At 37.9% G+C, this 18,414-nt stretch carries 18 protein-coding genes; 7 read left to right on the top strand and 11 right to left on the bottom strand.

The window, feature by feature from the left end:
* The first annotated feature begins 18 nt into the window (after positions 1–18).
* Positions 19–531, top strand: coding sequence for a hypothetical protein (locus BGO88_RS00600; RefSeq protein ID WP_056072767.1), 513 nt, complete (start codon positions 19–21; stop codon positions 529–531).
* Here the strand turns inward: BGO88_RS00600 and BGO88_RS00595 are convergent.
* The 3 genes from BGO88_RS00595 to BGO88_RS00585 are packed head-to-tail and all read right to left on the bottom strand — an operon-like array spanning position 528 to position 3,206.
* Complete coding sequence (locus BGO88_RS00595; protein WP_286705581.1) at positions 528–2,135, bottom strand: class I SAM-dependent methyltransferase; 1,608 nt, start codon at positions 2,133–2,135, stop codon at positions 528–530. The two genes, BGO88_RS00600 and BGO88_RS00595, sit on opposite strands and share 4 nt — an antisense overlap.
* A 36-nt stretch (positions 2,136–2,171) precedes the next feature.
* Positions 2,172–2,621, bottom strand: a complete 450-nt coding sequence (locus BGO88_RS00590; RefSeq protein ID WP_101472961.1) for a tRNA (cytidine(34)-2'-O)-methyltransferase — start codon at positions 2,619–2,621, stop codon at positions 2,172–2,174.
* Between the two features lie 15 nt (positions 2,622–2,636).
* Complete coding sequence (locus BGO88_RS00585; RefSeq protein ID WP_273235893.1) at positions 2,637–3,206, bottom strand: pseudouridine synthase; 570 nt, start codon at positions 3,204–3,206, stop codon at positions 2,637–2,639.
* Between the two features lie 112 nt (positions 3,207–3,318).
* On the opposite strand from BGO88_RS00585, the gene BGO88_RS00580 reads away from it, so the two are divergent.
* A complete protein-coding gene (locus tag BGO88_RS00580; RefSeq protein WP_286705580.1) occupies positions 3,319–3,648 on the top strand; it encodes a hypothetical protein in 330 nt (109 codons plus the stop codon).
* An 8-nt stretch (positions 3,649–3,656) separates the two neighbouring features.
* Here BGO88_RS00580 and BGO88_RS00575 read toward each other — a convergent pair whose 3' ends face one another.
* The 4 genes from BGO88_RS00575 to BGO88_RS00560 all read right to left on the bottom strand — a co-directional run bounded on the left by BGO88_RS00575 (position 3,657) and on the right by BGO88_RS00560 (position 7,011).
* The gene (locus tag BGO88_RS00575; protein ID WP_056072783.1) at positions 3,657–4,196 is read right to left on the bottom strand and encodes a YceI family protein; all 540 of its coding nucleotides are present in this window, start codon (positions 4,194–4,196) and stop codon (positions 3,657–3,659) included.
* Positions 4,197–4,289: 93 nt separating this feature from the next.
* Positions 4,290–4,727, bottom strand: a complete 438-nt coding sequence (locus tag BGO88_RS00570; RefSeq protein WP_286705579.1) for a DUF6526 family protein — start codon at positions 4,725–4,727, stop codon at positions 4,290–4,292.
* Positions 4,728–4,790: 63 nt separating this feature from the next.
* On the bottom strand, positions 4,791–5,207 hold the full coding sequence (locus tag BGO88_RS00565; protein WP_056072788.1) for a hypothetical protein: 417 nt from the start codon (positions 5,205–5,207) through the stop codon (positions 4,791–4,793).
* A 202-nt stretch (positions 5,208–5,409) separates the two neighbouring features.
* Positions 5,410–7,011 carry a T9SS type A sorting domain-containing protein gene (locus BGO88_RS00560; RefSeq protein ID WP_286705578.1) on the bottom strand — a complete coding sequence of 534 codons (1,602 nt, stop codon included), beginning with the start codon at positions 7,009–7,011 and terminating at the stop codon, positions 5,410–5,412.
* Between the two features lie 237 nt (positions 7,012–7,248).
* On the opposite strand from BGO88_RS00560, the gene BGO88_RS00555 reads away from it, so the two are divergent.
* From BGO88_RS00555 to BGO88_RS00540, 4 genes are all read left to right on the top strand, one after another.
* The gene (locus tag BGO88_RS00555; protein ID WP_286705577.1) at positions 7,249–8,613 is read left to right on the top strand and encodes a DNA recombination protein RmuC; all 1,365 of its coding nucleotides are present in this window, start codon (positions 7,249–7,251) and stop codon (positions 8,611–8,613) included.
* A 12-nt stretch (positions 8,614–8,625) separates the two neighbouring features.
* Positions 8,626–9,171, top strand: coding sequence for an acyl-CoA thioesterase (locus tag BGO88_RS00550; protein WP_056072798.1), 546 nt, complete (start codon positions 8,626–8,628; stop codon positions 9,169–9,171).
* Between the two features lie 114 nt (positions 9,172–9,285).
* The gene (locus BGO88_RS00545) at positions 9,286–10,383 is read left to right on the top strand and encodes a hypothetical protein (protein ID WP_286705576.1); all 1,098 of its coding nucleotides are present in this window, start codon (positions 9,286–9,288) and stop codon (positions 10,381–10,383) included.
* 22 nt (positions 10,384–10,405) lie between these two features.
* A complete protein-coding gene (locus tag BGO88_RS00540) occupies positions 10,406–12,433 on the top strand; it encodes a T9SS type A sorting domain-containing protein (protein ID WP_286705575.1) in 2,028 nt (675 codons plus the stop codon).
* 101 nt (positions 12,434–12,534) lie between these two features.
* Here the strand turns inward: BGO88_RS00540 and BGO88_RS00535 are convergent, their stop codons facing one another.
* From BGO88_RS00535 to BGO88_RS00520, 4 genes are all read right to left on the bottom strand, one after another.
* Positions 12,535–13,293: a T9SS type A sorting domain-containing protein gene (locus tag BGO88_RS00535; protein ID WP_056072808.1), complete on the bottom strand. Its 759-nt coding sequence runs from the start codon at positions 13,291–13,293 to the stop codon at positions 12,535–12,537.
* A gap of 1 nt (position 13,294) precedes the next feature.
* Entirely contained in the window at positions 13,295–13,816 is a 522-nt protein-coding gene (locus tag BGO88_RS00530) for an ankyrin repeat domain-containing protein (protein ID WP_101472971.1), read from the bottom strand.
* Positions 13,817–14,023: 207 nt separating this feature from the next.
* Positions 14,024–14,743 (bottom strand): LytR/AlgR family response regulator transcription factor, encoded by a 720-nt coding sequence (locus BGO88_RS00525; protein ID WP_286705574.1) that lies wholly within the window; start codon positions 14,741–14,743, stop codon positions 14,024–14,026.
* Complete coding sequence (locus tag BGO88_RS00520) at positions 14,740–15,819, bottom strand: sensor histidine kinase (protein ID WP_286705573.1); 1,080 nt, start codon at positions 15,817–15,819, stop codon at positions 14,740–14,742. The genes BGO88_RS00525 and BGO88_RS00520 overlap by 4 nt, the downstream gene beginning before the upstream one ends.
* Positions 15,820–16,036: 217 nt before the next feature.
* Between BGO88_RS00520 and BGO88_RS00515 the strand changes: the two genes are divergently transcribed.
* The gene (locus tag BGO88_RS00515) at positions 16,037–18,379 is read left to right on the top strand and encodes a TonB-dependent receptor domain-containing protein (protein WP_286705572.1); all 2,343 of its coding nucleotides are present in this window, start codon (positions 16,037–16,039) and stop codon (positions 18,377–18,379) included.
* The last annotated feature ends 35 nt before the right edge of the window (positions 18,380–18,414 follow it).

The following is an 18,414-nucleotide window of genomic DNA, read 5'->3' as shown; positions in this document are numbered from 1 at the left end:
ACACTAAAAGCAGATTCTATGAAATTTTGTCTTTCTATCTTATTGTTATTCACCTCAATTATAACCAATTCCCAGGTTCGGTTGGAGTTGACACCAAAAGGATTTGAACCTAATCCATTGCGCGGAAAACTTCCTGCTATGACTAATGAGAAATTTATTGAAGGTACACAGCTTTGGATACAGGAGTTCAGCCGTGGTGAGGCAGATATTTCAGAAGTAACTGAAAATTCACTGACAATTGATGCTTTCAGAGACAATGCCTTTTTTTACAGAAGCCTTGGAGACACCTTTTTTCAAAAAGTAAAATACCGCATCAAAGTTGCCAAAGAAGGAAATGAGTATGTACTCTCTTTTCAGATTACTGAAATTTATTCCAAAAAAACATTATTGAAATCAGGCATTACTGATTATCTCACCTCCGATGGAAAAACAAAAGATGGCTTTCAGGATGTAAAACCATCCATTGAGAAAACCGTAGGCATTATATTGGATTCTTACTTCAGGTATATGAATTATTTTGCCAGGACTTAATCTCCTTTCAGGAGGTTAATACTTACCGTAGCTATATCCGAATCAGGAAATTTTCTAAAAACAGCCTTGTCCGGAAACAAGCCTGCTTCTGCCGCTATTTTGTTAAACACGTCTATTTCTACAATATATTGGTCTGAAAATCCATGTGTGGCATCATAAGCAGTTGCTGCTGTTTTTCCAATGTTTTTAGCCGCAAGTGCCGGATTGATGGTATGCAGTTCTATTAGCAAAAGCCCAAATTTCTTAACGTAAGGTGACCATTTTTGCAAATGTTCCAAAAGATTATCTTCCACTTTGTTGTTCGGGATTCTGGTTCCCCTAAAAGCAAAAGCTCCGGTAGAGCTACTTACTCTGTCTTTTGAAATATGCCTGGGTTCTTCCCAAATACGGTTATGGTCAAGAAAGGTCCTGACATTCAGCAAATCTTTCAGGTCGATGGCATAATTTTCCATCAAATCCTGCGACAACAGGTCGGGTCTTCCAATATCACCCCAAATTACCTTAGCCCAGATATCAGCCTTAATCAGGTTGGCCCGGGTTACTTTCAAGGCCGCTTGATTATAGTCGGCTCCCACAAGAAACAACGGATATTCATCAAGCATTTTTCCTCGTAGTGTTTGCCTGTCAATGACTTCAAAAATATGCTGTAAAAAAGCACCGTTTCCGCAGCCCATATCTAAAATTCCCTTAGGCTGTTCTTCAATCGGGCGATTGAAAAGCTGTATGATGATTTCATCTACAATTTTAAAATAAGTATCATGTGCTCCACCGCTTCCCCAAACATTCATTTCGCGGTCAACATGAATTTCATTTTCACCATCACCTATCATTCGCAATATGTTCGGGTCACCAAAAATCAGCTCTTCAATTTTGGCAAATGTAGGCAGGTATGAAACCGTAACGCCATAAGCACTCGCTCTTTTGGCAAAAAACAGTCCGGTTTCCGTAAATTGATAGTTCCCGTTCTTTTCCCGAAACCAATCCAAATAGGTAAAAAAGTTTAATATTTTTTTGAAGCTTTCGGGGTTCTTATGAAATTCTTCCGGCCTGAAAGAAGTTTCCATGAAATATTTGTGAAACATGCCGTTCATGGCCAACCGCACAATTGTTGGTCCTATGAGGTAGCCTTCAATATGTTTGAGGATTTGTTTCTGTACCTCATTTTCCAGAACATCATCAGAAAAATCAATTCCATAATTAAGCTTAAATTTTTCAAAAATCTGGTCCAATCTCTCAAATGGGGCATCTTCAAAAATTCTCGGATGGAATTGTGTTGAAAATTGCAAAAGGTCAACCGCATCCTGATAAAGAGGTACCATTGAAAATGCTGTTGGTGTTTTATCATTTATAGTAAAATGAATGCCATCCGTAGCATTGTCAATATGATAATCCAGAAAACCCTGCGAGCACAATACACGCAAACCAACATTCAGGTAACCTTCATTGGCTTTGAATCTGGTTTTTAATTCGGTCAGGTTGGCCTGCCTGTTCTCCAATATATATTCGAGAACTCCCTTATTTTTTAAAGCAATAGCAACAGGAGCGACAGCCAGGCCGTCGAGATGTCTGAAAATAGAACTGCGAAGGTAGGATTTGTCAATCATAGATATTTGAAAAAGCTTCCTTCAAATATACTGTTTTTAGATGGAAATCTGTCTTTTGGCTTCACCTATTGCAAAGGCTACTGAGTTTGCAAGGTTATAGCTCCTTACCAAAGGCGATATAGGAATAGTCAGATGGTTTTCGAATTTATCCAGAACTTCTTTACTTAACCCCACTGATTCTTTTCCAAAAACCAGCCAATCACCATCCTGAAAAGATTCCTTCAGATATGATTTTTCACTATGGGAACTAAACAGAAAAACCCTGGACATGTCTGGTATTTGCTGCATCCATTCTTCAACAGACTGGTATTCTTTCCAATCCAGGTGTACCCAATAATCAAGACCGGAGCGTTTCAGATTTTTATCCGTAATCTGAAAGCCAAAAGGATGGATAAGGTGGAGGCGACTGCCTGTGCCAACGCACAAACGACCTATGTTGCCCGTGTTGTTGGGTATTTCTGGTTCTACAAGAACAATATTCAGCATATTTTCAATTTTTAATTATAGTGAGAATTGGTTGACTTCTTTGACTTCTCCCGACTTTAGATTGTCGAGATACACATTGCCTACCCTAATCCTTACCAATCTGAGTGTTGGAAATCCTACGGCTGATGTCATTTTTCTGACCTGGCGAAACTTTCCTTCATTTAACGTAATGGAAATCCAACTGGTAGGGCCGTGGCGTTCGTCTCTTATTTTTTTAGAGCGGGGTTCAAAGCCGGGATCCTCTATTTTAAAAGCATCACAGGGATTGGTGACATATCGTATTCCGTCAAAACCTATCTCAACTCCTTTTTTAAGCTGTTCGATGGCTTCTTCTGTTATTAACCCGTCAACCTGTGCATAATATTCTTTGGTTACTTTTTTGCTTCTCACCAATTCACTCATCAATCCGTCTGTTGTCAAGAGCAGTAATCCTTCGGAATCTTCGTCTAGCCTGCCAATTGCCATTGTGCCTTCCGGAAAATCATACAGTTCTCCCAACAGTTTTTTCTTTCGTTTTAACTCATAGATGAACTGGCTGAGATAGCCATAAGGCTTATGCAATAAAAAATGCTTGTGGGCGGACATAAAATATTTTTGCTGCAAATTTACTATTAACTGCAAATTAAAGCAATGTTAAAGCTGTGGCTTTTGTTTTTATATCGTCGTAAATTAACAAGTAGAACCAAAAAATCAAGTTATGGCAACATCAGGCAAAGACATCGGAAATAAAAAATGGAACGGTGAACAGGAAAAACAAAAAGGAGAAATCAACGAAGGTTTTAGCGGAAAAAATCTTCCGGAGAATTACAATCCCTCCAAAGGGAAATTAAAAACAGAAATAGAAAAAGATGCGGATGGCAATACTGATATTGTACAAAGAGCCCGCCCAGGCAAAGACCTCAAAACAGATAAAGACCTGAAAAACAAAAAAAATCCGGAGAACCGGGATAAAAACTCGGATATTGATCCAAACCGTTATCCTTCGTCACATCCGGAAAATAAGAGAAATCGGGGCAATATGAAATAAAGCCCTGATTAATCTTCTTCTTTGTCAAATTCAATATTGGCATGGATTTTTAATTCCTCGCCTATTATCAGATGTCCGCTTTCAGTCACATCATCGGCCAAAATCCCGAAATCTTTTCTGTCAAGCTTTCCACTGATTTCAAATCCGGCTTTCATTTTACCAAAACCATCTTTTGCCTGTCCGCCAAAAACAGCATCCAGTACAATTTCTCTGGTTACAGATTTAATGGTTATGTTTCCTGTTAGCTTATAATGGTCACCTTCTATTTTTTTGAGGCTTGTTGAGCTAAAATTAATTTCAGGAAACTGGTCGGCATCCAAAAAATCTTTTGACTTGATATGTTCATCTCTTTCGATGTTGTTCGTATCAAAACTATAAACATCAATAGACAGCGCTATTTCAGCCGTTTCGAAATCATCATTTTTCGTAGTCATCTTTCCATTAAAAATCTTGAAAGCTCCTGAAATATGCGAAATCAGCAAATGTCTGATTCGAAATTCTATGTTGGAATGATCGGGATCAATAAACCAGTGTGTAGTAAAATTCATAATTATATTCTTTAGTGTGAAAATGGCTAAGTATAAATTTACGCATAGGCATTTTCATTTTATAAAAATAAATCGTGAATTGTTTGTTAAAGTTTATACCCGGTGATAGTCAGGCTTCCAGTTGATTATGCTTTTTTTGATGCTATTACCTGAAAGATTTTCCTGTAACGCCCTTTTTAAAAGACCCGGCAATTCATCATCTGGCGCAAATCTGAGCGCAAACAGCTGACTTTGGGATAATTGATTTTCGAACAATTCAAGTCTTTCACCCGTCAATGCAAAATACCGATAGCGCAATTCCAGCCTGACAATCCTGTCTTGTAATGTAAGGGCATAATGCTGCCGCAGCATAAAAGCCAGCCAGAAAATCAGGAACAATCCAATACTGATAAAAATCCAGATTGCCCTTTCTGCTTCTCTGCTAAAAATAAAATAAATCGCTGTCCCCAACAAAATCAGAAGCAGGGGATACAAAACGAAATGGTGCGGGGCATAGTAACGGATATGATTGGAATAGCTTTGCGTTTTCATAGGATAGTGAATTGGTTACATCCTATAAAAATAATTAATTCCGGGAATAATTCCGAGATACTTTTAGCCTAAAACCGGATTCTCAAAATCCTGACGGGATGACTTTTTCAATTCAACACAGAAAGTACTGCTATCAATATATTCTGCAGCCGAAAAATCCAGCAGGTACATTTTTTTCCTAAAAAAACCGTAAACAGTAAGTACAATTTTTTGCGGCATCTCCGGCTTTTCAAGCAGGAAGTGTCTTTTTTCAGTAATCTTGTCTCCTACTTTATACCATAAGGCATTTCGGAAACGGTAGTCTAATATGATAAATTTATCTCCAAAGAAGTGTTTGTTGGAATAATTGGAGTAAATCAGCCTGATGGTTTTATCAGTTCTAAAAAAGATTTTGATAATACGCGTGGCAACGTTAGCTACAAATTCATAATTAATAGGGGAATCTGTAACTTTTTCTAAAGTCAAATTTTGTGGTTTCATTGATAAGAACTTAGGGGGTAGACCACAATAATAAGAACTATTTCTTAAAAATTAATTAAAAAATCGACAAAATACCAAAATAAACCCCCAAATAGCACAATTGTTCTAAAAGATACAGTTCGTATTTAAATTATCCTAAGATTTATATTACAAAAAAAACCGCCTACAGGAGGCGGTTTAGTATTTTAGAATTCCGGAAAAATTAATTTTTAACCAAACGCTTAACTATTGTTCCGTTTTCACCTTCCAGTTTCATAATATAAACACCGGTAGCCGCTTTTTGTAAATCAACAGTATAACTGTCTGATGCCGTATTAAATTGCTTAGAATAAACCAACTGGCCAGAAACAGAATATACATTAATTGCATCAACTGCCGTTTGGGTAGCAAATTGAACATTCACCAATCCGTTTGTTGGGTTTGGATATACAGAAACCGAAGCATTTTCAAATGCAGGAGTTGAAAGGGACGGAGCTATAGTTACCGTATAATCTTCCATTTCACCATAATTATTGTTAGCCGCTACAGGCCCGCAAGCAAATTGATGTCCGAAAGATTCTGCAGCAGATGCCGCAACAACAACTCTCATTCTGGTATTACCTACTACCGCTGTTGCAGGAATTGTTATGCTACCGGTAACAGCCTGATTCAAACCAGTACCAATATAGTTATACTCTGCTTCATCAAAAACTCCGTTTTTGTTATAATCAATCCAAACGCCAACTGACTCATATAACCAGCCATCGCCTGATGGTCCTACAGAAACAGAAACCGGGATAGTTGCCCCAATGTTAAATACCGGAGGTGTAACCGAACCGCTATAATTGGTATATCCTGTTGTTGCATTGCCACAAGTTGTACTATTATTTATGGTTCCAACAGTAACGTTAGTAATTACGTCCCCATCTGTACAATTAAAGTTGATCGTATTTATGCAATAGCAGGTATCAACCGCATTTTGTCCTACAGAAACTGCTGTTGAAGTTCCACTCAAACCGCTTCCTGTACAAGTTATGACAACTCTATAAAAAGTAGCCTGCGTTTGACCTGTTCTGGTGTAACTTAGAGAATTTTGTGCTGCACCCAAATTAGTCCATTGGTCTGTTCCTGTTGGAGACGATTGCCACTGGTAAGAATATCCCGCTGCCGGAGTGACACCAGATGCACTCAAAACAAAAGAAGTCTGACCGCATACAGAAGTTTGTGTAGAAGTTGCCGCTCCCACTGCCGGTGTACCTGTACATGCTGTTGCGGCAACAACATTTACAGCATAATCCTCATATTCTCCATATCCCAGATAAGGTTCAGCACAAGAACTTGTTGCTGTGATTGCTTGTGCATACTGTGCCTTAACTCTCATTCTGATATTTCCTGCCGGAGCCGAAACCGGAATTGCGATAGAAGCTGTCACCACAGAGCCTGCAGCCGGTGAAGTTCCTATTGCAAAAAATTCTGACGCATCAAAAACACCATCATCATTAAAATCGAGCCATGCAGCCACATATTGGGTTCCAAGGTGTGGAGGAATTGTTACCGAAATATTATACGATTGTCCTGCAACAACGCTAGCTGCTGTTCCGGCTGTATAATCTCCATATCCAAATTCTGAGCAGGCAGAAGAGTTGTTAATCCCGGCAAAAGTAACATTTACAATTTCATCGCCATCGGTGCAGTCTCCTTCCTCCGGCGTACAATAAGATTGTGATTGAGCTGTAATTGACGCCAATAAAAATGCGCCAAAAAATAAACCTTTGATTTGTGTAAAGTCTTGTCTTACACCTGACAGTAATGTAGTTTTTTTCATGAAAAATTATTTTCATGCAAATAACATCTTAATACGTGGACTAAGATTTGTATTAAATATTATTTACATCGTTATACTTCACTAAGATATGAATTTTATTATTAAAACAAAATCCTAAAAGCCAAAACAGGGAACAAATCCTTAAATTTTAACAATTATCAGGAATTACAAGTCAGCAGAAAAGGGCAATGAAAGCTGATAATTTATTCTTACTTTTATCGCTACAAAAAATTTAAAATGAACGATACAATCATCACTATCATTGCTTTCATAATTGCCTTAGCCATAGGTCTTTTTATTGGAAAAGCATTGTTTTCAGCCAACGCAAAATCAGAAAAAGCAAGCCTTGAAGAAAGGGTAAACGGACTGATGTCACAGATGGAACAATTAAGACAACAGCATCAGCACGAAATCAGAAATACAGAAAATCAATTGCAGCAAACTGCAATGGAAAGAGAAAACCTCCGGGCTGAAAAAGAAGCTCTTGCTATTCAGCTTTCTAAAAAAGAAGTTGATTTCGAAAACTTATGGGAGCGAAACAAGGAACAAAAACAGGAGGTAGAGCAATTACAGGAAAAATTCACAAAGGAGTTTGAAAACCTTGCCAACAAAATACTGGAAGAGAAATCTTCAAAATTCACAGAACAAAATAAGGAGAACTTAAAAAACATACTCTCCCCTCTTCAGGACAAAATCCAGCTTTTTGAGAAAAAAGTAGAAGATACACATAAAGAAAGCATTGACTATCATGCCGCACTTCGTCAGCAAATATTGGGTCTTCGTGAAATGAACGAACAGATGAGCAAGGAAACACTCAACCTTACAAAAGCCTTAAAAGGCGACAGCAAAATGCAAGGAAACTGGGGCGAGCTGATTCTGGAAAGAGTACTTGAAAAATCAGGTCTTGAAAAAGGGAGAGAATATGAAGTACAGCAAAGTTTTATAACCGAAGACGGAACACGTGTTTTTCCTGACGTTGTAATCAATCTTCCCGACGGAAAGAAAATGGTTGTGGATTCGAAAGTATCACTGATTTCCTATGAAAAATACATCAATGAGGAAGATGATACCCTGAAAGCTTCTTTTTTAAAAGAGCATCTAAATTCCATAAGGAGACACGTAGAGCAACTGGGCGCTAAAAATTACCACGACCTTTACCAAATAGAAAGCCCGGATTTTGTCCTGCTCTTTATCCCTATGGAACCCGCATTTGCCATAGCCCTAAACGAGGATGCCACGTTATACAACAAAGCTTTCGAGAAAAACATCGTGATTGTAACGCCTTCTACCCTTTTGGCAACCTTACGCACTATTGATAGCATGTGGACCAATCAAAAGCAACAGGAAAACGCTTTTGAAATAGCCCGACAAGCCGGAGCTCTCTATGACAAATTTGAAGGATTTGTGAGCGATCTGGTAAAGATTGGCAAAAAAATGGACGAAGCAAAAACAGAATATCAGGGCGCAATGAACAAACTTTTTGACGGAAAGGGCAACCTTATCAACAGCGTAGAACGATTGAAAAAAATGGGAGCCAAAGCCAAAAAATCACTTCCTGAAAATATATTGAGAAGAGCAGAAACTGACGAAACTGAAAATTAATTCCTTTTTATCATGGACAAGATTTACAAAACTCCAAAATCTTCGCGAATCACGATTTCCGAATTGATGTTACCTTCGCATTCCAACTTTAGCGGCAAAATTCACGGCGGCTATATCTTGTCTCTGATGGACCAGATTGCGTTTGCCTGCGCCTCAAAATTTTCCGGAACCTATTGTGTTACCGCTTCCGTAGATACTGTAGATTTTCTTAATCCGATTGAAATTGGCGAACTGGTCACATTAAAAGCTTCCGTAAATTATGTTGGCAACAGTTCAATGGTAATTGGCATTCGTGTTACAGCAGAAAACATACAGACCCGAAAAGTAAAACATTGCAATTCGTCCTACTTCACTATGGTCGCAAAAGATGATTCGGGCAAAAATGTATCCGTACCAAGATTAACGCTTACAACAGCAGAAGAAGTGCGTCGTTTTTGCGATTCCCTCAGGAGAATCCGATCCAAAAAAGAGCACAGGGAACAGGAGATTTTATTTGACCATACTTCACTGGATATGCTGCAGGAGATTCAAAACATGGACATCAAAATCCATTTATAAAAGGTTTCAAACATTTTAGTATCAAGGCCATAACTTTTTTATTATAAAGTTATTTTCTTTATAGTTTTATTATATATTTGCTATATTATTTCCTAATTTTTTGACAGCAAATCTATGAAACAAAACTATTTTTTAAAGAAATCACTATTATTACTACTTTTCTTTGCCTTTCTTTCATGCGGTTCCGACAATGATTATGTGCCTCTCCCAGAACCCACTTCACCGGTTGTAGTTGATCTTGCTGCCGTTCCTTATTCAAAATTATCAGACTATAAATTCTTTGAAGGAACGATGAAAAATCAGGTTCCGTCACTTGACGTATTACCTTATGAGCCAGCCAGCCAACTTTTCACAGATTATGCTCACAAAAAGAGATTTGTATGGATGCCAAAAAACAAAAAAGCTGTTTATGACGGCGACGGAAAAACATTGGTTTTCCCTGTTGGCACGGCATTAATAAAGACCTTTTATTATGATAATGTACAGCCTAACAACACCACCCGTATTATTGAAACCCGGGTGATGATCCGAAAAGAAGAAGGCTGGATTTTTGCCAATTATGTATGGAATTCGGAACAGACCGAAGCAACACTTGATCCAAACGGCAGTTTCACAGAAATTACCTGGAGAGAGGGGGCAACTATAAAAACTGCGAATTATCGCATTCCGTCATCTGCAGGAGGTGAATGCCTGACCTGTCATAAATCTGTTGACAAGGCACTCCCAATTGGACCAAAACCTCAAAACCTGAACTTCGCAATAAATTATGGTTCAGGCAGTAAAAATCAATTGGAAAAATGGGCCGAAGTAGGCTATCTGGATAATAATTATCCTAGAAATATTGTATCGACTGTAAGATGGAACGATACATCACAACCATTAGAAAAAAGAGTACGATCCTATATTGACATTAATTGCGCCCACTGCCATCAAGAGGGCAGCCATTGCTCCTATCGTGATATGCGTTTTGCCTTCAGTGAAACTTCTGACATATCTAATATGGGGGTTTGTATGGTTCCCGTTGACAATGTCGGCAGTGGATTATCACACATTGTAGCGCCGGGAAGCCCTGGAAGATCTGTAATGTCTTTCCGACTGGAATCTGTAAACGAGTCAACACGAATGCCTTTACTCGGAAGAACGATTGTACATGAAGAAGCTGTCGAAATGATCAATCAATGGATAAGCTCTTTAGATACAAGATGTAACTAATAAACAAACAAAAACAACAATTATGAAAAAAAAACTACCCCTAATTATCTTAGCCTTTTCTGCATTTTTTGCTCAGGCACAAGATAATTGTCAATCTGCCCTGACTATTACAGCGGGAAGATACACAGTTGATCAGATCAACGGAAGTGCCAACACCTATGGTATATGTGCAGGAAACGGAACCGCACCAAATTCTGAATGGTACAAATACACACCAACTACCAGTACTTCTGTGACCGTAACAACAGACCTGTTGGTCAATATTGGCGGCGACACCCGATTTCACATTTACAGAGGCACATGCGGAGCCTTGACTTGCGCCGGTGGAGATGATGATAGTGGAAATTTAGGAAACGGATATTTATCTGCTCACACTTTTAACGTTACGGCCGGAACCACCTATTATATCGTTTTTGATAACAAATGGCAAAGCACCGGTTTTGATTTTGTTCTTGCAGAAGGCCCTTATACTCCGGAACAGCCGCAAGTTCCCGGGCAGATTGTTAGATTTAATGCTCAATCTATTACCCTTATTGGAAGTTATAAAAATTGTGTGGTAGACATGAATGGTGATTATTTAGATGACATTGTTGGTATCAGCAGTACCAATCTCAATATCCTTTACCAAAACGCTGCCGGCGGATTTACTTCTGCAACCGTACCTACTACAAATGCCACTTTTATGCCTTCATGGAGCGTAACAGCTGGTGATTTTGACAAAAATGGTTATAATGACTTATTATTTGGTGCCGGTAATGGTGTGACTTTCCTTAAAGCGAACAGCACAGGAACAGCCTACACTGCAATATCAGGTCCTCAATCTATTTTCAGTCAGCGTTCCAATTTTGTAGACATTAATAATGACGGTCATCTTGATGCTTTTGTCTGCCATGATGTTAACCCTAACGTTTATTACCTCAACGACGGAAACGGAAACCTTATCTTCCACCAGGGAGGTATGGGCGATTATCCAAACGGAGGAAATTACGGTTCAATATTCGTAGATTATGACAACGATGGTGATCAGGATCTTTTCATTGCAAAATGTAGAGGCGGTAACCCGGCAGCCAGTACTGATGAACTTCACAGAAACAACGGAAACGGAACTTTTACCAATGTAGCCGCTGAAGCCGGATTAGCGGATCCTGATCAATCATGGTCAAGTGCTTTCGGAGATTTTGACAATGATGGCTATATGGATGTCTTAATTGGTTCAAATGCCGGAGGAACAGCACAAAAACTGATGCGTAATAATAAAAACGGAACGTTTACAAATGTAACTGCGGGTTCCGGTTTTGACACATACAATAACATGGGAAGAGAATATATTGCCCGTGATTTTAACAACGACGGATTTATTGATGTATATGGTCCGGGCGGTATTATTATGATTAACAATGGTGACTGGACCTTTACAAAATCTGGTGGTGCGCCACCTAATGGTTCCATTGGAGACTTAAATAACGACGGTTTCCTTGACGTACAATCAGAAAATACCATTTACCTCAACCAGGGAAATGACAATAACTGGATTACAATAAACCTTAAAGGTGTTCAAAGCAACGGAAACGGTATTGGAGCCAGGGTAGAACTTTATGGAGCATGGGGCAAACAAATCCGTGATGTTAGAAGTGGCGAAGGTTTTGAATTTGCCAATACGCTAAACACTCATTTTGGAATAGGAACAGCTACAGCTATTGAAAAAGTAATTATCAAATGGCCTTCAGGATTGGTAGATCAGATTATGAACCCAACTAAAAACACCAGACTTCTGGTAACCGAGGGTTCTACTTTAGGCGTATCTGAAGCAAACAGCGCTATGTTTGTAATTTACCCTAATCCGGCATCCAATCAAATCCGAATCCAACTGAATGAAATGAAATATGACATTACTGATGCAAAAATTTATGACTATAACGGAAGAATGGTTTCTGATGTAAAAATCAAAGACAATACTATCGATATCCAGTCATTATCTGTAGGAAACTATATGATGGTTCTACAGAACAGCAACGGTGAAAAATTCTCCCAAAAATTCATTAAAAAATAAAATACACATTAATCAATAAAAAAATCCCGAACGATGTTCGGGATTTTTTTATTCCTTATAATCAGTCTATCCTGTTTAAACTTACGAATTGGACTTCTAAATTATTCCACTATTAAGGTTTTCGTTGCGTTTCCATAATCTGTCCTCACAACCACCATATACGATCCTGTAGTCAAATCTGAGGTATTTATTGTAACTTGAGATTCCGAAATTGCCTGTACTCTTACTACCCTTCCTAAATTATCATATACTTTAATTTCACCGCCTGACACAAAATCAGGAAGCTCCAATGTTGTAAAACCTTTGGCAGGATTGGGATACATCTTAAACGATTCAGCAGTGAAATTTTCTGTACCCAGTGTAAAATTAGCTACAGTGGCACCACTATTTCCAGGGCCATGATAGCCCATTGCCAAACTTCCCGGTCTGTGTGCCCAAGCCAGATTGAGTGGCTGTGCCGAAGTGCTAAAAGTATAATCGTTAGAATCGCCGGTATCACGGGCACGTGTAGCTGTTACGGTCCTTACACCGGTATTAATCACATTTGAAGTTACCGTCCAGTTTTGACTGGCATCCAATGGCGGCGTAGCTCCTATTCCGGCAAAAGTCCTGTCTGTCATAGCGGTTCCGTCAAAAATCACTACATCACTTCCGTTGTCATTCATAGATGTAGCATTAAAAGACAAGCCGAGCCAATCAGTAGACGGCCCTACAAGAGTAAGCGTAACTAAACTGCTGTTTACTTCTATAGCAGCAGTAAATCCGGAGGTCAAAGTGACGGTTCCGGTGCTGTAAGTCTGGGCACTCAAACCGAAACCCGAAAGTAGTGTTGTAAAAAAGGCCAAAGTAGTTTTTCTCATATTATTTTGTTTTTAGGATTTGTATCAGCTTGTCATCATTAGACAGTATAGCATAATCAAGTGCGGAGTTTCCCCTGTTGTCCTTAGCATATGGGTCTGCTTCCGCTTTTATCAGGAAAGCGGCAATTTCATAGTTCTTAAAAATCGAAGCGTATATCAAGGCTGTAGTTCCGTTAGAATCCGGTATATTCGGATTTGCTTTTTTTTCAAGCAGCTTTTTTACTATTGCTACATTTCCTTTTACGGAAGCCGCCATCAGGGCTGTACCCATACCGCTAACAGCATTAATATCTTTGACGTGTTGTATCAAAAAATCTGCAACCGACGTATTGCCTCTGTAACAGGCCAAAATTAACGGGGAATAGCCTTCGGGCGATAAGTCATTTATACAATCAGGGCTATGTTTCATCAATGTCTTTACCTCATCAACTGTTCCGGTTCGGGCCACATTGAAAATATCTTTCTGGGAAAAGACAGTTGTGGATAAAAAGAAAAGAAAAAGAAGAAAAGTAGTTTTTTTCATAAGCGGCTTATTTAAATCCGGAACAGATATTCTTAAAAATTTATCCTTTGAATTTAATATTGTTTTACAAATCAGTTAAATACAAAAGAAAGATAAGTATTTTTAATAAAAATATATTCGGTTTTAGAATAATTTTAAAACAATAAAAATATTTAAAAATTAAAAAGCCCCCAATCCGGGGGCTCACTCATTACGATTCAGCAACTATTATTTTGAATTCTTTAGTGTTTCCAAATACAATAAAACATCGTCTTTATAACTGGCTCCAATAGGAATTTCAATACCGCCAACTTCAATTTCATTTAATGTAAAGGCAGTAATTTTTGAAGTATTTATAATAAAGGAGCGATGAATTCGCAAAAAATTATCCTGATTTAATTCCTGCTGAATGTCTCCTATTTTATATTTTGAGGTAATATTCTTATCGCCCGTCGTATTGATTTTTATATAATCCTTCAGGCTTTCAATATAGATAATATCGTTGGTATTAATTTTATAGTTTTTAATTCCCGATTTCACCAAAATAAATTCATCCGGAACAGATTCTTTGGTTTTTACTTCAATGTTAGCAGTATTTGTGCTTAAAAATTTGTCAACAGCTTTGAAAAAACGCTCAAAAGTAATTGGCTTTAGCAGATAGTCCACAACTCCCAAATCATAGCCTTCGAGGGCATAATCCCGGTAAGCGGTGGTTAATATGGTTTTGGGCGGATTTTTTAGATTTTTTAAAAATTCTATTCCCGTAATGTTAGGCATTTTTATATCCAGAAACATCAAATCAATCTTTTGCAAATTTAATATCTCAAAGGCTTTCAATGCCGTATTACAGGTGGCAACAACTTCTAAATTGTCTATTTTTGCGATATGCTTTTCGATTAACCGAATTGCCAGCGGTTCGTCATCAACTACCAGACATTTAATCTTCATATGCTATTATTTTGATTGATTTGTAAAACTACTGAAAACAAATTTGAAGCCTGTTTTATATCCAATGAATAATTACCGGAATAGATCAGGTCAAGTTGTTTCTTTATGTTGTTCAACCCTATTTTTTCTCTGTCCTTGCTTACATAATCGCTTGAAACCGTGTTTGAAATTTCAAATGAAAAATGATTCCCTTTTTGAGTAATAGAAATCCTTATTTTTGGAGAACCGCTATCTTCTCCCGCACCATGTTTAAAGGCATTTTCTACCAATGACAAAAGCAACAATGGCGGTATTTCAATATTATTTTCAATAACAGTATCAAAAGTAATTTCTAACCTATCGTCATATCTCAATTTCTCCAGTTCGATATAGTTTTTTATCAGTTCTATTTCGTTTGACAAGGAAACGAATTGACCATTGCATTTATATAAAACATGATCCAGAATATCAGAGAGCTTTCCAATAGCACTGGCTGTCTTAGGCGAATTATCTAAAGAAAGCGAATAAATATTGTTCAGCGTATTAAACAGAAAATGCGGATTCAATTGTGCCTTCAGCATTTTTAGTTCCGATTCTGTTTTTTTTTGCTCTAACTGCCTTGCCTCGTTTTTTTTCTGCTCGTTGTTGACAAAATATTTCACAAATAAAAACTGAAAGGATATTGAAAAAACGGCAGGAAAATATTTAGCCACCAACGAATGGATGTCTGTAAGAATTTCATAAACTGATTCCTGTTCAAAAGGTCGTGTTCTGACCAGTTCCTCTCCTACATGAACTGTCAAAATTCTGGCAAGGGCAGAAAATAAATAAAACGAAAGCAGAAATAAAATTACGGACAGGAAATATTTCTTTTTCAATATAAATTTTGGAAGCAAATAATACGCAAGAAAATAAGCTGCCAGCATTTGCGGAATATGAATGCAAAAATTGAATAACAAAATTACTCCCAGCGGATCGTGACTCTCATCTAACAAACCCACCGGAATGTAGGTTATTACTATAATAAACCAGAATAGGAGATGCTGTGCTAATCTGTGAGTCCGGACATATTCCGATATTTTTTTAAAATTATCCATCGCTAAAAAGAAATAAAGATAATCAAGAACCTTTTAATTTCAACCGCTGTCGACAAAAACGCCATTTTCACTCGTGAATACTGTTTTTTCGCTCCTAAAGACCATTTTAGCGCTATAAACCGGGTATTTACCTGCAAAAAAGCTGTTTCTGTCATATATCACTTTTACGCTTCATAAAACATCCAATCTTTGCCCTGTAATTGTAAACAAAATCATCATGAAAAAAATAGTATTCATAGCAATCCTGCTTTCTTTTACAGCCCTCTATTCTCAGGAGATACAAAAAGCCATAACTGTTAGCGGAAGAGTAATTGAGAAAAAGACCGCTGTCGCACTGGAATTTGCAACGGTTACTTTTACAAATAGTCCGGACGGCGAATCGGTTGCAGGGTCAATAACAGATGACAAGGGAAATTTCAGTCTTAAAATAGTACCAGGAAAATACCATATTAAAGCGGAGTTTATTGGTTTGGAAAGTAGCATCATAGAAAACATTGACCTGCAAGCCGATCAGGTATTGCCAACATTTTTGCTGGACGAGATTCCAACCCAATTGGAGACCGTAGAAATCCAGACCGAAAAAACAACCATAGAACACAAACTGGACAAAAAGGTGTTTAATGTGGGCAGTGATTTGGTTTCAAAAGGAGGCAATGCAACCGACATTTTAAACAATGTACCCTCAGTAAGTGTTAACTATAATGGTACTGTTAGTTTACGGGGCAATACCGGTGTCCGAATTCTTATTAATGGGAAACCTTCCGTTTTGACTGCCAATAACGGGTTGGAACAAATTCCGGCAGAGAATATCGAAAAAATAGAAGTCATCACCAATCCATCCTCCAAATATGACTCTGAAGGAACAGCCGGAATTATCAATATCGTATTAAAGAAAAACAAAAGCAAAGGATTTGGCAGTTCCGTTCAGGTTACGACAGGAATTCCTGACAATCATGCCTTAGGTTACAACGTAAATTATAAAAACAAAAAAATCAATATTTTTTCAGATTTGAGATACCGATACATCTACTTTCCGGGCAACGAATCTACCTCAAGAACCATTTATGACGGTAATGTTATCGATTCGTATTTGGACGGAACTGTGGACAGGGAAAGAACAAACAGAACATTTACGGCTTACATGGGTGGTGATTATTATTTCAACGACAAAAACATGATTACGCTGAGCTATTTTTACAGAAACAACACCAGCAGAAGAACCGTTGACTATGCTTTTAATTATTTGGACGAAAACCGCAATCCCGAACGGAATGTCAATGCTAAAGAAGCTTACAGAGAACCGCAAACTGCCAATCAGATTGAATTGAACTACATCAAAACATTTGCTAAAGAAGGTCAAAAGTTCACAATCAACCTACAATATGATTTTTGGAATGATGACGAAAACGAATCGATTGCCGAGCAGGAATTTTTTCCGGTTGCCTTGCCGGTGAGGGCGTTAAAAAGCAGAAACATTGAAAGCAGCAAAGACTTCCTGTTTCAATCGGATTACAGCTTACCGATTAACGAAAAGTCTAAAATCGAATTTGGATTAAAAGGTGAAATCAGACGAATCAACAGCGATTATCAGGCCTACGACAATAATATTGCTATTGACAGCCTAAACAACTTATTGCATTATGATGAAAGAATCATCGGGGCCTATGTGCAATACGGAAGCAGCATCAAAAAGTTCAGCTATTTATTAGGACTTAGAATCGAAGATTCAAAGACGGGAAGTAACGACAGAATCAATTTGTTCAATATTGATAAAAAATATACCGATTTCTTTCCAACCGCCCATTTTACTTATGAAATCAATGATGTTTTCAATGTTCAGTTAAGTTATAGCCGCCGTATTAGCCGTCCCGGTTTTTGGCAACTCAATCCGTTTGGCGGAATTGCAGACCGAAGAAACATCCGAATCGGAAATCCTGATTTGGATCCGGTATATACCAATTCGTATGAACTCGGAACTTTAATCAAATGGGGAAAAGTAACCATCAATCCTAGTATATACCATCAATATTCAAAGAACATTTTTGAAGACATCCGCTTTACAAATTCTGATGGCTTTTTAGTAGAACAAGCTATAAATTCCGGAACAGAAAGCAGAATTGGAGCCGAAATCAGTTTTACTTATTCTCCTTTAAAATGGCTGACACTTACCGGAGAGGCAAACTATTATACTTTTGAGCAAAAAGGAATGTTTCATGTTTCGGATAAAAATTTTCTATCCAAACAAAGCACGCGCATCAAATTTTCAACATGGAATTTCCAGACCAACCTGAATTATCTTGGAGCTACAAGCAGCGGCCAATACAGTTCGAAATCGCAATATTGGTTTGATTTGGGCATGGGAAAAGATATCTGGAATGAAAGAGCTACCATAACCTTAAAAGCAGATAATATTTTCGACTCCCGGATTTCAAAAGGTTCTGCCAGAGGAGATGATTATGCCCTTAATTATAGTTACAGAAGTCCCGGCCCAAGAGTATATGCCACATTTACGTATCGATTGAACAGAAAAAAGAGCGATAGAGAACGTTTGCCTGACTAGCGAAAACAAAAATCCCGACTCATGGTCGGGATTTT

Origin of the sequence: Flavobacterium sp. 38-13, from assembly GCF_001899155.1 — a bacterium.
Taxonomy (GTDB): domain Bacteria; phylum Bacteroidota; class Bacteroidia; order Flavobacteriales; family Flavobacteriaceae; genus Flavobacterium; species Flavobacterium lindanitolerans.
Note: the sequence above shows the minus strand (reverse complement) of the source record. Positions and strands in the feature narration are given on the sequence as shown.